This window comes from Dyella sp. OK004 (assembly GCF_900114495.1).
Taxonomy (GTDB): domain Bacteria; phylum Pseudomonadota; class Gammaproteobacteria; order Xanthomonadales; family Rhodanobacteraceae; genus Dyella_D.
Genome location: NZ_FOZI01000002.1, coordinates 394,984 through 408,484 on the forward strand (window position 1 = coordinate 394,984; position 13,501 = coordinate 408,484).

At 63.6% G+C, this 13,501-nt stretch carries 13 protein-coding genes and 1 tRNA gene; 8 read left to right on the plus strand and 6 right to left on the minus strand.

Features of this window, described 5'->3' with window-relative positions:
• Window positions 1-44 precede the first annotated feature (44 nt).
• From pstS to phoU, 5 genes are all read left to right on the plus strand, one after another.
• Complete coding sequence (pstS, locus tag BM338_RS08490; RefSeq protein WP_218156320.1) at window positions 45-1,079, plus strand: phosphate ABC transporter substrate-binding protein PstS; 1,035 nt, start codon at window positions 45-47, stop codon at window positions 1,077-1,079.
• A 185-nt stretch (window positions 1,080-1,264) separates the two neighbouring features.
• Entirely contained in the window at window positions 1,265-2,296 is a 1,032-nt protein-coding gene (gene pstC / locus BM338_RS08495) for a phosphate ABC transporter permease subunit PstC (RefSeq protein ID WP_090450459.1), read from the plus strand.
• Window positions 2,296-3,168: a phosphate ABC transporter permease PstA gene (gene pstA / locus BM338_RS08500; protein ID WP_090450460.1), complete on the plus strand. Its 873-nt coding sequence runs from the start codon at window positions 2,296-2,298 to the stop codon at window positions 3,166-3,168. Before pstC ends, pstA begins: the two co-directional genes overlap by 1 nt.
• A complete protein-coding gene (gene pstB / locus BM338_RS08505; RefSeq protein ID WP_090450461.1) occupies window positions 3,161-3,976 on the plus strand; it encodes a phosphate ABC transporter ATP-binding protein PstB in 816 nt (271 codons plus the stop codon). Before pstA ends, pstB begins: the two co-directional genes overlap by 8 nt.
• A 95-nt stretch (window positions 3,977-4,071) precedes the next feature.
• Window positions 4,072-4,806, plus strand: coding sequence for a phosphate signaling complex protein PhoU (gene phoU, locus BM338_RS08510; RefSeq protein ID WP_090450462.1), 735 nt, complete (start codon window positions 4,072-4,074; stop codon window positions 4,804-4,806).
• Window positions 4,807-4,934: 128 nt separating this feature from the next.
• On the opposite strand, the gene sugE is transcribed toward phoU, so the two are convergent.
• From sugE to rnr, 4 genes are all read right to left on the minus strand, one after another.
• A complete protein-coding gene (sugE, locus tag BM338_RS08515; protein WP_090450463.1) occupies window positions 4,935-5,258 on the minus strand; it encodes a quaternary ammonium compound efflux SMR transporter SugE in 324 nt (107 codons plus the stop codon).
• Window positions 5,259-5,434: 176 nt separating this feature from the next.
• Window positions 5,435-5,722 carry a CBU_0592 family membrane protein gene (locus BM338_RS08520; RefSeq protein WP_090450464.1) on the minus strand — a complete coding sequence of 96 codons (288 nt, stop codon included), beginning with the start codon at window positions 5,720-5,722 and terminating at the stop codon, window positions 5,435-5,437.
• Window positions 5,719-6,465, minus strand: coding sequence for a 23S rRNA (guanosine(2251)-2'-O)-methyltransferase RlmB (rlmB, locus tag BM338_RS08525; RefSeq protein WP_090450465.1), 747 nt, complete (start codon window positions 6,463-6,465; stop codon window positions 5,719-5,721). Before rlmB ends, BM338_RS08520 begins: the two co-directional genes overlap by 4 nt.
• Complete coding sequence (gene rnr, locus BM338_RS08530) at window positions 6,465-8,840, minus strand: ribonuclease R (RefSeq protein WP_255367288.1); 2,376 nt, start codon at window positions 8,838-8,840, stop codon at window positions 6,465-6,467. The genes rlmB and rnr overlap by 1 nt, the downstream gene beginning before the upstream one ends.
• Before the next feature lie 353 nt (window positions 8,841-9,193).
• Here rnr and BM338_RS08535 point away from each other — a divergent pair.
• A tRNA-Leu gene (locus BM338_RS08535) sits at window positions 9,194-9,278 on the plus strand.
• 57 nt (window positions 9,279-9,335) lie between these two features.
• Here the strand turns inward: BM338_RS08535 and BM338_RS08540 are convergent.
• A complete protein-coding gene (locus BM338_RS08540; protein WP_090450466.1) occupies window positions 9,336-10,256 on the minus strand; it encodes a LysR family transcriptional regulator in 921 nt (306 codons plus the stop codon).
• Window positions 10,257-10,473: 217 nt separating this feature from the next.
• Between BM338_RS08540 and BM338_RS08545 the strand changes: the two genes are divergently transcribed.
• Both BM338_RS08545 and BM338_RS08550 read left to right on the plus strand, forming a co-directional pair.
• Window positions 10,474-11,223, plus strand: a complete 750-nt coding sequence (locus tag BM338_RS08545) for an SDR family oxidoreductase (RefSeq protein WP_090450467.1) — start codon at window positions 10,474-10,476, stop codon at window positions 11,221-11,223.
• A gap of 56 nt (window positions 11,224-11,279) precedes the next feature.
• Window positions 11,280-11,723 carry a carboxymuconolactone decarboxylase family protein gene (locus BM338_RS08550; RefSeq protein ID WP_090450468.1) on the plus strand — a complete coding sequence of 148 codons (444 nt, stop codon included), beginning with the start codon at window positions 11,280-11,282 and terminating at the stop codon, window positions 11,721-11,723.
• On the opposite strand, the gene BM338_RS08555 is transcribed toward BM338_RS08550, so the two are convergent.
• Window positions 11,668-13,473 (minus strand): esterase/lipase family protein, encoded by a 1,806-nt coding sequence (locus BM338_RS08555; RefSeq protein WP_143109276.1) that lies wholly within the window; start codon window positions 13,471-13,473, stop codon window positions 11,668-11,670. The genes BM338_RS08550 and BM338_RS08555 overlap by 56 nt on opposite strands.
• Between the last annotated feature and the right edge of the window lie 28 nt (window positions 13,474-13,501).

A 13,501-nucleotide genomic window follows, 5' to 3' on the forward strand; every position in this document is an offset into this window, starting at 1 on the left:
AGCGGGCGGGAATCCCCCGAAACCCTTATCACTAAGGAGTCACCGTGTTGACCTCAACCAAATCTCTGTCTCGCATCGGCACGACTGCGGTGTTCGCCGCTGCGTCGTTGTTCGGCATGTCGGCCCACGCCACAGATATCACGGGCGCCGGTTCGAGCTTCGTCTACCCGGTGCTCTCGAAGTGGTCCGCCGCTTACGCCGAAAAGACCGGCAACAAGCTCAACTACCAGTCCGTGGGCTCGGGCGCCGGCGTAGCGCAGATCAAGGAAGGCACCATCGACTTCGGCGCCACTGACGCGCCCCTCAAGGCCGAAGACCTTGAGAAGTTCGGCCTGGGCCAGTTCCCGGTCGTGGTCGGCGGCATCGTGCCGGTGATCAACATCAGCGGCATCGACGCCGGCAAGCTGAAGCTGGACGGCACCACCCTGGCCGACATCTTCCTCGGCAAGATCACCAACTGGAACGACCCCAAGATCGCCGCGCTGAATGCGGGTCTGGCCCTGCCGGCCGGCAAGATCACCGTGGTGCATCGTTCCGACGGTTCGGGCACCTCGTTCAACTTCACCAACTTCCTGTCCAAGGTGAACAAGGACTGGGCCGACAAGGTCAAGTTCGGCACCGCCGTGGAATGGCCGACCGGCGTGGGCGGCAAGGGCAATGAAGGCGTGTCGCAGTACGTGAAGCAGATCAAGGGTTCGATAGGCTACGTCGAATACGCCTATGCCGTGAAGAACAAGATCAGCTGGGTCGACATGAAGAACGCCGCCGGCAACTTCATCTCGCCGAGCGCCGAAGCCTTCGCCGCTGCCGCCGCCACCGCGGACTGGACCAGCGCCAAGGACTTCAACGTGATCATGACGAATGCGTCGGGCGCGCAGGCGTGGCCGATCACCGCCACCACCTGGGTGGTGATGTACAAGAAGCCGAAGAACGCCGAGCACACCAAGGTGACCTTCGACTTCTTCAAGTGGGCGCTCGAGAACGGCCAGCAGCAGGCGGCCTCGCTCGACTACGTCGCCCTGCCGGACACCCTGGTCAAGAAGATCGAGGCGTACTGGGGCTCCGAGTACAAGCACTAAGGACAGCACCGCGGCCGCGCTCGTCGAGGGCGGCCGCCTCCGGCACGGAGGCTGGGGTATGACCCGGGCCGCCCCTCTCAAAAGGATGGGCGGCTTGTTGCTGAAAGGCGTTTCGTACGCCCGAATACCGACCGGACAGGCCCTCGCGCCGGCCGGATCCGCTGACACCTGAGGGATCGAATCACATGCAAGCGAACGAGGCTGCCACAGCGCCTGCCATCGCCCAGGAACAACGCGCCCATCGCGATGCGCGCGACGACCGGCTATTCAGCTGGTTGCTCATGGGCTGCGCCCTGCTGGTGCTGGTCTGCCTGATCGGCGCCGCTGGCGCCACGCTATGGGGCGGTCGCGATGCCTTCGCCACATTCGGCTGGCGCTTCCTGACCAGCGCCGAGTGGAACCCGACCGACGACGTCTACGGCGCCCTGGTGCCCGTCTTCGGCACCATCATCACCTCTTTCATTGCGCTGCTGATCGCCGTACCGGTGAGCTTCGGCATCGCGCTGTACCTGTCGGAAGTGGCTCCGCCGTGGCTGCGCACGCCGGTGGCCTCGGCTATCGAACTGCTGGCCGGCATTCCTTCGATCATCTACGGCATGTGGGGCTTGTTCGTCTTCGTGCCGTTCTTCTCCGACCACATCAAGCCTTTGCTGATCCGCTACCTCGGCAGGGAGGCAGGCGACACGCCAGGCACGGAGCATGTCTCCTGGATCGCCCAGCACCTGCCCTTCATGGGCAAGCTGTTCAACAGCGAAAACCTCTTCGGCGGCAGCGTGCTCACCGCGGGCATCGTGCTAGCGGTGATGATCATCCCGTTCATTTCCTCGGTGATGCGCGAGGTGTTCCAGACGGTGCCGACGCGACTCAAGGAGTCGGCCTATGCGCTGGGCTCCAGCACGTGGGAAGTCTCCTGGGATATCGTGCTGCCGTATACGCGCACCGCGGTGATCGGCGGCGTTTTCCTCGGCCTGGGCCGCGCACTCGGCGAGACCATGGCGGTGACCTTCATCATCGGCAACAAGATGCAGCTGTCGCCGTCGCTGCTCGATCCGGGCGCCTCCATCGCATCGACCATCGCCAACCAGTTCGGTGAGGCGGGGGGCCTGCAAAAATCCTCGCTGATGGCGCTGGCCTTCCTGTTGTTCGTGGTGACCTTCATCGTGTTGCTGATCGCGCGCCTGATGCTGCGCCGCCTGGCCCAGAAGGAAGGCCGCTGATGAACAACGACACGCTCTATTTGCGCCGCCGCATCACCAACGCGCTCGCGCTCGGCCTCAGCACCTTCGCCACCCTGATCGGCCTCGCCTTCCTGGCGTGGATCCTGTGGGAAACCCTGCGGCAGGGCGTCTCCGCGATCAACCTCAATCTGTTCACCAAGATCACCGCCTACGGCGAGGATGGCGGCCTGCTCAACGCGATGGTCGGCAGCCTGGTGATCAACTTCATCGGCATCGGCATCGCCACGCCGATCGGCGTGCTGGCGGGTACGTGGCTGGCCGAGTACGCCAACCGCACCAAGCTGGGCGAGACGATCCGCTTCCTCAACGACATCCTGCTGTCGGCGCCGTCGATCGTGCTTGGCATGTTCGTTTACACCATCGTGGTGCTGCCGTCCAAGACGCTCACTGACGGTTCCACCACGTATTCGGGACTCGCCGGCGGCATCGCGCTGGCCTTGATCGCCCTACCGGTGATCGTGCGCACCACCGACGAAATGCTGCGTCTGGTGCCTTCCACGCTGCGCGAAGCCGCGCTGTCGCTGGGCGTGCCGCAGTGGAAGCTGACCATGCAGGTGCTGATGCGCTCGGCGCGCTCGGGCATCATCACCGGCATCCTGCTTGCACTGGCGCGCATCAGTGGCGAAACGGCGCCGCTGCTGTTCACCGCATTCGGCAATCTCTATACGACCGTCAATCCGATGGACAAGATGGCCAGCCTGCCCCAGGTCATCTACGAGTACGCCAACCAGGCTGGCGACAGCATCCATGCACTCGCCTGGGCCGGCGCCTTCATCATCACGATGTTCGTGCTGATCCTGAGCCTGCTCGCCCGCTTGATCCTTTCTCGCAACAAGGTGTCCCATGACTGAGTCCGCCGCCGCAGGCATCCACCCGCAGGCCACGGCCGCGTCTGCCCCCATCGCGCCGACCAAGATCCAGGTGCGCGACCTGCACTTCTATTACAACGGGTTCCATGCGCTGAAAGGCATCAACATGGACATCCCGGAGAAGAAGGTCACTGCGATCATCGGCCCCTCCGGTTGCGGCAAGTCCACCCTGCTGCGCATCTTCAACCGCATCTACGCGATCTACCCGAAGCTGGAAGCCAAGGGCGAGATCATCCTGGACGAAGAGAACATCCTCGACACGCGCTACTCGATGAACAAGTTGCGCAGCAAGGTTGGCATGGTGTTCCAGAAGCCGGTGCCGTTCCCGATGACCATCTTCGAGAACGTAGCCTACGGCATCCGCCATCACGAGCGCCTGTCGCGCGCCGACATGGATATCCGTGTGGAGCAGGCGCTGCGTAGCGCCGCCCTGTGGGACGAAGTGAAGGACAAGCTCAAGCAGAATGCGCTCGGTCTTTCCGGTGGCCAGCAGCAGCGCCTGTGCATTGCGCGCGGCATCGCGCTGAAGCCCGAAGTGCTGCTGCTCGACGAGCCGACCTCGGCGCTGGACCCGATCGCCACCAGCCGCATCGAGCAGCTGGTGGAAGAGCTGAAAAGCGAGTACACCATCGTCATCGTCACCCACAACATGCAGCAGGCGGCGCGCTGTTCCGACCTCACTGCCTTCATGTACCTGGGCGAGCTGATCGAGTTCGACCGTACCGAACAGATCTTCACCAAGCCGAGCAAGAAGCAGACCGAGGATTACATCACCGGGCGCTTCGGCTAAACATTTTTGCCCCCTCTCCCTTCCGGGGAGAGGGTTGGGGTGAGGGGCGGGTACTCGCGACAACCTGCCCTACCTGACTCAAACGAGACCAAACCATGAGCGGCAGCAGCAAGGAACACATCATCAAGAGCTACGACGACGAGCTGGCCCGTCTCACCGGCGAGATCGTCCGTATGGGCGAACTGGCGGTGAGCCAGCTGGAGTCGGCCATCGACGTGGTGGAACGCCGCGATGAACGCGCCGCCCAGCGCGTGGTCGCCAACGACGACGCCATCGATCTGCTGGAGCAAGAAATCAGCCACGACGTAGTGCGCCTGCTTGCCCTGCGCGCACCGATCGCCAGCGACCTGCGCAACGTATTCGCCGCACTGCGCATCGCGGCCGATATCGAGCGTATCGGCGACTATGCCGCCAACGTCGCTAAGCGCTCCATTCCGCTGTCGATGGTGGCGCCGATCGCACCGACCAACGGCCTGGGCTACCTCGCCGAGCTGGCCGCTACCGAAGTGCGTGAAGTGCTGCTCGCCTACCGCGACCGCGATGCCGAACGCGCCTACCAGGTATGGAAGGACGACGCTGATCTGGACGAGGCCTATACCGGCTACTTCCGCCAGCTGCTCACCTACATGATGGAAGACCCGCGCAACATTACGCCGTGCACACACCTGCTGTTCATGGCCAAGAACATCGAGCGCGTCGGTGACCATGCCACCAACATCGCCGAGAACATCTGGTACCAGGTGCATGGCGAGCCGCTGAATACGCAGCGCAGCAAGCGCGACTTCACCTCCAGCCCGGAAATGACCAAGCTGGGCACCAAGCCGGACTGAAGCGCAACAACCGTTGTAGGAGCGCAGCCTACGCGCGACATCCCTCCCTGCAGAGCGATCATTTCACTCGGTCGCCCACAGGGAGGGCTCCTACACCAACTAGAAAATCCGTGTGGTCGTGCAGCGCGCTAATGCGCCCCACTGGTGAGCTTGAGCCCGATAATTCCCGTGAGCACCAGCGCCACGCAGATCAGACGTGCCGGCGACGCGGAATCGCCGAACAGCACGATGCCGAGAATCACCGCGCCCAGCGCGCCAATACCAGTCCAGATCGCATAAGCCGTTCCGATCGGCAGTGTTTTCACCGCCATCGCGAGCAATACGATGCTCACGATCATCGCCGACACTGTGCCGACGGTCGGCCACAGACGCGAGAAACCGTCGGTGTATTTCAGGCCGATGGCCCAGCCGATCTCGAACAGGCCGGCGAGTACCAGATAGATCCAGGGCATGACAAAACTCCTTGGAGCCGGTCGACGCTTAATACCTGGAATGCGGACGGCTCTCGGTTGAAGAGCAGGGCCGTCCCCGCGAACGCGATACGTATCCGAGTCGTCCCGGCACGCCGGCATGCGATGCCGGAGTGCCTATTCTACCCAAGCGGAGCGCCCCGAGCCTGACCCGCTATTCAGGAGCTGATCTTGCTCTCCACATCGCGGAGCTCACGGCGCACGCGCGCGCTGTTGGCGATGCCGTAGATGCCGATCAGCAGCCATGCCACCTGCATCACAAAGGCCGGCGTATTGAAGCTGCCAAACAGCAGCGACAGCATCACACCGACCGCGCCGAGCACGTTCATCAGCTGATACACCAGCCCATTGCCGTGCAACTTGCGCGCCTGCAACAGCAGAAAGGCCAGCAGCACCAGCACTACACCGATATAGCCGGCCCAGTCATGCCATAAAACGGTGCTCATCGCTTGTTACTCCTTTGGCGCAACGCCTCGAACAGTACGACACCCGTCGCCACCGAAACGTTCAGGCTCTCCATCGTGCCGGGCATCGGAATCTTGGCGACGAAATCGCAGGTCTCGCGCGTGAGGCGACGCATGCCCTCCCCTTCGCTACCCAGCACCAGCGCCACCGGCCCTTTCAGGTCAACGCTGTAGATCGACGTCTCAGTATCGCCGGCCAGGCCGGTGATCCACACACCGGCGTCCTTCAAAGTGCGCAACGCACGCGCCAGATTGGTCGCCGCGACCAGCGGCACGCGATCTGCACCACCCGCCGACGCGCGCCGCACCACCGGGGTCAGACCCACCGCGCGATCCTTGGGAACGATGACGGCCGTCACCTTGGCCGCTGCCGCACTGCGCAAGCAGGCCCCAAGATTGTGCGGATCGGTGACGCCATCGAGCACCAGCACCAACGCATCGGCACCGGCCTTTTCCAGCAGGTCCGGCAGATCGTTCTCACCCGCCATCGGCGGCGCTTCGTAACGTGCCACCACACCCTGGTGCCGCGCTTCGCCGGCAACTTTTTCCAGCTGCTCGCGCGGACGGTGATGCACCGGAATATTCAGCGCTTTCGCGCGTTCCGCCAGTTCATGCACGCGCGCATTGCGCTGGCCGTTCTCGATCAGCAGCTCGCGCACGCGCTCTGCGTCGTTGCTTAACGCGCCTTCGACCGGGTTGATCCCGACGATCCAACTCTCGCTCATCACTTGCCTTTTGGTTTCGCGGGCCGCGCCGACTTACTCGGCTTGGCCGCCTTGTTCTTATTCGCCGCGGCCTTCGGCGATGCCTTGGATCCGGCTTTGCCGGCCGCCTTGGCTTCGCGGAATGGCCGCGCCTCCGGACGCGCATTATCGCGCGGCGTGGCACCCGCCGTCGCCTTGCGGCCAGCCGGCAGCGAATAACGCTCGCCCGCATTGGCGTAATCGTACGCGCGCGCAGCGCGCGGCGGCGGTTGTGCGGAAGCCTCGCCCTTCGTTACCAAGCGGAAATCGATCTTGCGATCCTCCAGGCTGGCGCGCAGCACCTGGATGCGCAGCTTGTCACCCAGACGGAACTGCGCACCACTGCGTTCGCCCTTCAACAAATGGCGGATCGGATCGAAGTGGTAGTAGTCGTTGGACAACTGGCTGATATGCACCAGCCCCGACACCTTCGACTCATCCAGCTCCACGAACAGGCCGAACGAAGTGACACCAGTAACGGTGCCATCGAACTCGCTGCCCACGTGCTTGGACATCCACGCGCACTTGAAGCGCTCGTCCACATCGCGCTCGGCCTCTTCCGCACGGCGCTCGCGCTGCGAGCAATGCAACGCCATGGTCGCCATCTGTGCCGGGGTGTAGGCGTAATCGGTTGGCTTGCCACCGGTCAGCGCATAACGGATCGCGCGATGCACCAGCAGATCGGGATAGCGACGGATCGGCGAGGTGAAGTGCGCATAGGCCTCCAGTGCCAGGCCGAAGTGACCGCGATTCTCGGGCTGGTAAGTCGCCATGCTCTGCGAACGCAACAGCACCGACTGGATCAGCTCCTTCTCGGGGCGATCCTTCACCATCCGCAGCACGTCGGCGTAATCACCCGGTGTCACTTCGCTTATCGGCGGCATGCGCAGCTTGAATTCACGCAGGAACTGCTGCAGGTCCTCGTACTTCTCTTCTGGCGGCGGCTCGTGCGCACGGAACAATGCGGGAATCTTGCGCTTCTCCAGGAACAACGCCGCCTGCACGTTGGCGGCGATCATGCATTCCTCGATCAGCTTGTGCGCGTCATTGCGCTCAGTGGCGCCCATCGCCACCACATCGCCGGTATTGTCGAGGCGGAATTTCACTTCCGGCGTCTCGAAATCGATCGCACCGCGCCGCTTACGCTGCGCCGCCATCAATTGATAGAGGCTATGCAAATGCTCGACCTGCGGCAGCACGTCGGCCAGCTCGTGGCGCGCATCCGCGTCGTTGAGGCCAATGGCCTGCCACACGCGGTCATAGGTGAGCCGCGCATGCGAATACATCACCGCTTCGTAGAACTTGGATTTGACGACCTCGCCTTCCGGGCTGACCTGCATGTCGCAGACCATGCACAGGCGTTCCACCTTGGGGTTCAGCGAGCAGATGCCGTTGGACAGCGTCTCCGGCAGCATCGGCACCACAAAGCCGGGGAAATAGGTGGAGGTACTGCGCTCGTAAGCTTCGCGATCCAGCGCGTCACCGATCGGCACGTAATGCGAGACATCGGCAATCGCGACCACCAGACGGTATCCGCCGCCGCGTCGCGGCTCGGCATATACCGCATCGTCGAAATCGCGCGCGTCGGCGCCGTCGATGGTCACTAGCGGCAACTTGCGCAGATCCACCCTGCCCTCGCGCTCGGCGGCGGTGACCAGCGGCTCGATCTCATCCGCCTCGCGCTCCACTTCGACCGGCCATTCGTGCGGCAGGTTGTGGCTGGCGATCGCCATCTCCACCAGCAGAGAAGGCTGCAAACGCTCGCCAAGCACGGCACGGATCGCCCCCATCGGACCGCGATGCGGCGTCGGTGGGTCGGTAATTTCAGCCACCACAATCTGGCCGCTGCGCGCCCCCATCTCCTTGCCGGGGGCGATCATGATGTCCTGATGCAGGCGGCGGTCGTCCGGCGCCACCAAGGTCACGCCGTTCTCCACCACTACGCGGCCGACCAGGCGCGGCGAACGCCGCTGCAGCACTTCGACAATGGCACCCTGCTTGCGCCCGCGGCGATCCATGCCCACCACGCTGGCCAGCACGCGGTCGCCGTGCAGCACCACACGCATTTGCTGCGGCGACAGATAAAGATCCTCGCCACCGTCGTCCGGGCGCAGGAAGCCGTAGCCCTCGGCATTGGCCAGGACCAGTCCCGGAATCAGGTCGAGCTTGTTGCTCGGCGCGTAGCCGCCGCGGCGGCCGAGCAGCAGCTGGCCGTCGCGCACCATCGCGCCCAGGCGCTTGCGCAGGGCATTGAGGTCGTATTCGTCATACAGCTGCATCGCCTCGGCGATGCGCGCCTCGGTCAGCAATTCGCCGCGCTCAGTGAGCAGTGCAAGAATCGCCTCGCGGCTGGGAATGGGGCGCTCGTAGCGCTGGGCTTCACGCTCGGCGTGGGGGTCCTGCGCGTTCGACGCTTTCGGCGTCTTGGCCGCCTTAGAGGCCTTCGGCGACTTGAGCGCCGGCAAGGCAGGCAACGCCGGGCGCTTACCCGCCGTAGCCGTGGCCTTCTTGGACGCGTCCGGGTGGGCGGCTTTGCCCTCACCAACGCGTTTATCCTTGTTTTTTCTGATCACTTATCAGCCTTGATAGAGGTGCCGCGACAGTTCCGCCGCAGCACAATGAAAATTCGGTGAAAGATATAGTTGACAACTCTTAGCTCCATGCCTAATCTACGCGGCTCACGCATTTCGCATAGCGATGCGCGACACCTGCCCAGGTGGCGGAATTGGTAGACGCACTAGTTTCAGGTACTAGCGGGTAAAACCGTGGAGGTTCGAGTCCTCTCCTGGGCACCAATTGTAGACGAAGCCCGCCGCAAGGCGGGCTTCGTCGTTTCCGGCTCCGCGCGCCGCTCATACGCCGAACGCATCCACGCCGTCGACCAGCCGCTTCGCCAGGCGCGGCTGCCTGAGCTGCTCTAGCCACCACGCCAGCGCGCGTCCTTCGTGATCGCCGCGCCACGCCACGTAAAGCACGTTCGGTTCGCGTGGATCGGCGGTGCGCTTCTCCACCAGTTCGCGACGTTTCAATAACGAACTCACGCGATGGCACGGCAACCAGCCGATCCCCAGCGCCTCGCGCTGCGCCAGGATCTTCGCGCGCATGCTCGGCACCGCAAGCGTCGCCTGCCCACCCAGCACGCCGTAGCCACGCCCCTGCGTGACCCGCGAGGAATCGGCCACCACCACGGAACGATGCGCGGCGATCGCGTCGCGCTCCAAAGGTTCTTTCGCCTTAGCCAAGGGATGGCGCGGCGATACTGCAAATACCCATTCGAGCACACCCAGTTCTGCCCAGCGCAGATGCGGCATCGATGGCGGTTCGTTGGTCGCCCCGATCACCAGATCCGCACGACCGTCGCGCAACGCCTCCCAGGTGCCACCCAGCACTTCATGCGTCACTCGCAGATTGACGCCTGATTGCAGACCATCGAAAGCACGGATCACCGGCAGCAGCGTGTCGAACTCCAGCAGCTCATCGGTGACGATCCACAGGCGATCTTCCCAGCCGCCAGCGATCTGCTTCACGCGCCGGGTCAGGCGCGATACGTCCTGCACCAGGCGCGACGCTTCTTGCGCCAACAGTTGTCCGGCCGGGGTGAGTTGCAGGCGATAGCGGCGGCGGTCGAACAGCAGCGCGTCAAAGCGCGCCTCCAGTTGCCGCGCCGCATGGGAAATCGTGGACGGCGCCTTGCCCAAGCGGGCCGCCGCGCGCGACAGGCTGCCGCTTTCCCGGATGGCTTCCAGCAAGGCCAGTTCGTCTTCTGACAGCATGCCCTGCTCCATCGAATGGGTGGATACGGAAAGCGATCCTACGGCAAGCCTGCGGGGCTGCCCATCCGCCGCACATCATAGGCTGCAAGCCGCCACCGGCGGTTGGTCAACACATTCGAAACTTTCGAACGTTCCCGACGATGACGTGGCATGGCATCCGCTGCACCGAAGCGCAGCATCTCCCCCAGGTCAAACACCCATCACCTGGAGAACCACCATGAACCGTTTCGAAGGCAAAACCGTACTGGTCACCGGCGGCAGCAGCGGCATCGGCCTGGCGACTGCGCAGGCATTCGCCACCGAAGGCGCACGCGTTGTCATTACTGGCCGCGATGCCGCAACGCTGGCAAAAGCCGGCAATGCCATCGGCCCCCATACACTGACGGTGCGCAATGACACCAGCGATGTCGCAGCAGCCAAAGCGCTCGCCGATACCCTGACTGCCCAGCAGATCAAACTGGACGCCGTATTCATCAACGCCGGCATCGCCCGCTTCGCCAACTTCGCGGAAGTGCAAGAGCGCTTCTGGGACGAGATGTTCGACATCAACGTCAAGGGCGCGTACTTCCAGATCCAGGCCCTGCTGCCGCTACTCAATCCCGGCGCATCCATCGTGCTCAACGGTTCGATCAACGCGCATATCGGCATGCCGGCTTCCTCGGTCTATGCGGCAAGCAAGGCGGCGCTGATTTCACTGGCGAAAACGCTGTCCGGTGAACTGCTGCCGCAGGGCATCCGCGTCAACGTGGTCAGCCCCGGCCCGATCAGCACGCCGCTATACGGCAAGCTGGGCATGGACACGGCCACGCTGGAAGCGACCACCGCGCAGATTCAAAGCCAGGTACCGCTGGGGCGCTTTGGCACTGCTGACGAACTGGCCTCGACCATCCTGCATCTGTCAGCCAGGGAGTCCGCCTTCATCGTCGGCACTGAGATCATCGTCGATGGCGGCATGAGCCAGCTGTAAGCCATCATTTACCCTCTGCCACAGGGCAAGCATTTCCCACTTTCAAGGACACCACTATGAATCAGCGCATGGACTACTACGCCGCCAGCCCCGACGCCATCAAAGCCATGGTCGGTCTGGAACAGCGCATCGGCAAAAGCAGCCTGGAGAAACCACTGATGGAGTTGGTACGTCTGCGCGCATCGCTGATCAATGGTTGTGCCTATTGCGTGGACCTGCACAACCGTGACGCGCGCAAAGCCGGCGAAGACGACCGGCGTCTCGCCGCGGTCAGTGTGTGGCGCGAAACCCCTTTCTTCACCGAGCGCGAGCGCGCCGCCCTGCTGTGGACTGAAGCACTGACGCTGGTCGCCGACGGCCACGTGCCGGATGAAGTCTGGGCTGCGGTACAACCGCATTTTTCGCCAGAGGAACTGACCGACCTCACCCTGCTGGTCGTGGCGATCAATGGATGGAATCGGTTTGCGGTGGCTTTCCGCAAGACGCCAGCAACGTCTTAGGAACCTCGACGCAGTCGGGCGATTCACCGAGCACTTTTACAATGAGGTTCAGAGCATCGTCGTTGCGGTAAACGCGATGCCCTGACTTCACGGTGACGGTCGACACCGCGCCGGGCAGAAAAGTGCTCTCCAAAGGCACGATGCCGTCGCCCGGCACCGCCTCGCCCGGCAGGCTGCCGGCAATGGTGTAGTAGCGCACGCCACTTACCGGCATCAGCGTGGAAGCGGCGCGACTCACCGGCTGCTCCATGCTCAGCGTGCTGATGCTGCTCAGGCCGTGCTCGCGATAGTTCGCCAGCAGCTCCGGCCGGAAGCCGTCGGGATTGGCCTTGATCAAACGCTTGAGCGCATCAAGCTCCGAGCTATGCGGCTTGACCAGCCACAAGGCGAGTCGCCCCACGAAATCCGCTGTGACCGGACTGCCATGATGCGGCGTGGCGAGGAAGAAGGCGGTATCCACGCCGGGATACGGCGTGAAACGCATGATGTGATCGAGTATCGCCAGATCGTCCGCGTTGCCATGCAGCTGCGTGACCGGAACGGCGAGTGCCGCCTGCCATACCGTGTCGCCGCTGTCGGCCGCTAGCAGACGCGCGATCATCCCGCCCATGCTGTGCCCCACCAGCACCATGCGCTCACGCGACGGATCATGTCCGGAGGGATCAAGCTCGGCCCACGCACGATCCAGAAACTCCTTCACGCGCAACCGCGAAAGCAGCACCGGCGCGTCGGTCGGGTAAATCACATGCCATACCTGATAGCGCGACCGCAGCGTCGGCGTGCCCTGGATACGATTGGTCAGGCGCGCCCAGATCAACGGACTCGCCGCCAGTCCGTGCAGCATCACGATCGGTATCTTGTGCGGATCGTAGTCTTCCAACAGATACACGCCCTTGCGCAGACCGATGTCCTGCCCGCCGATCAACCCGCGTATCGCCAGCTGCTTGAGTTGGGTGATGCTGGCCAGTGCGGCGTAGGGCGCCGTAGTGTCGACCGACAGAATGTAATCGCGCGCGCCGATGCGCTCTGTGGGATGCGCCATCGGGTTGGCGAATACCAGATGCGGATAAACTTCACCGGCGCGCCATTCAATCCAGGCGACGGCGGTGCGAGTCACGCCTTCCTGCGGAAACAACTGACAGCGCGGTGCCCCTTTGCAGCGCGGCGTGCCCGCCACCATCGACACACCAAAGCCATTGGTGGCGAAGCGCTGCCCAAACAGCAAGGTCGATATCGGCACTTCATCGGCACGGACAAACGTCGGCGGGCCACTCAGGCCCGGCGACAGTTCGCGCAATTCAACTACCAGCGCGTCGCCGGCAAGATCCAGCGTCTTCGCAGTCCAGCGCGGAGCTTCCGCCGACAGCACGTAATCCAACACTTTGCCGGTGCATTGCGTATCGAGCGATGCCGCCTCGTCCGCCTGATCGCCATTCGTCGCTGCCACACGGTAGGCAGTCGCTGCGCAGCGCAACCAGGCGCGCGCGGCGCGCTCACGATCCGGTGTGTGCAGCGCCTCGGTCACCCGCGCCCGAGCCTGCGCCAGCGTTGCGTCATGAGCGCCGGCCCGAGCGCTGCAGCCGCTGTCGCACAAGAGGGCGCCGTTACTGGCAGTCGTCACCGGTGGCCGCACCGCCTCACAGGCAACCAGCGCCAGGATCATTACGCAACCCAGTAGCCGGCACGCCACCCCCTTGGCCGATGCCGCCGCTGCAAGCGCTCCAATTACACGCTTTTCGACATGACGCATGCCGATATCCCACTCACATAAGCACTAC

Excerpts from the sequence above, each read along its gene's own strand:
- pstC (WP_090450459.1), top strand. The coding sequence starts at position 1,265 with ATGCAAGCGAACGAGGCTGCCACAGCGCCTGCCATCGCCCAGGAACAA.
- pstA (WP_090450460.1), top strand. The coding sequence starts at position 2,296 with ATGAACAACGACACGCTCTATTTGCGCCGCCGCATCACCAACGCGCTC.
- pstB (WP_090450461.1), top strand. The coding sequence starts at position 3,161 with ATGACTGAGTCCGCCGCCGCAGGCATCCACCCGCAGGCCACGGCCGCG.
- phoU (WP_090450462.1), top strand. The coding sequence starts at position 4,072 with ATGAGCGGCAGCAGCAAGGAACACATCATCAAGAGCTACGACGACGAG.
- sugE (WP_090450463.1), bottom strand. The coding sequence starts at position 5,258 with ATGCCCTGGATCTATCTGGTACTCGCCGGCCTGTTCGAGATCGGCTGG.
- BM338_RS08520 (WP_090450464.1), bottom strand. The coding sequence starts at position 5,722 with ATGAGCACCGTTTTATGGCATGACTGGGCCGGCTATATCGGTGTAGTG.
- rlmB (WP_090450465.1), bottom strand. The coding sequence starts at position 6,465 with ATGAGCGAGAGTTGGATCGTCGGGATCAACCCGGTCGAAGGCGCGTTA.
- BM338_RS08540 (WP_090450466.1), bottom strand. The coding sequence starts at position 10,256 with ATGCTGTCAGAAGACGAACTGGCCTTGCTGGAAGCCATCCGGGAAAGC.
- BM338_RS08545 (WP_090450467.1), top strand. The coding sequence starts at position 10,474 with ATGAACCGTTTCGAAGGCAAAACCGTACTGGTCACCGGCGGCAGCAGC.
- BM338_RS08550 (WP_090450468.1), top strand. The coding sequence starts at position 11,280 with ATGAATCAGCGCATGGACTACTACGCCGCCAGCCCCGACGCCATCAAA.
- BM338_RS08555 (WP_143109276.1), bottom strand. The coding sequence starts at position 13,473 with ATGCGTCATGTCGAAAAGCGTGTAATTGGAGCGCTTGCAGCGGCGGCA.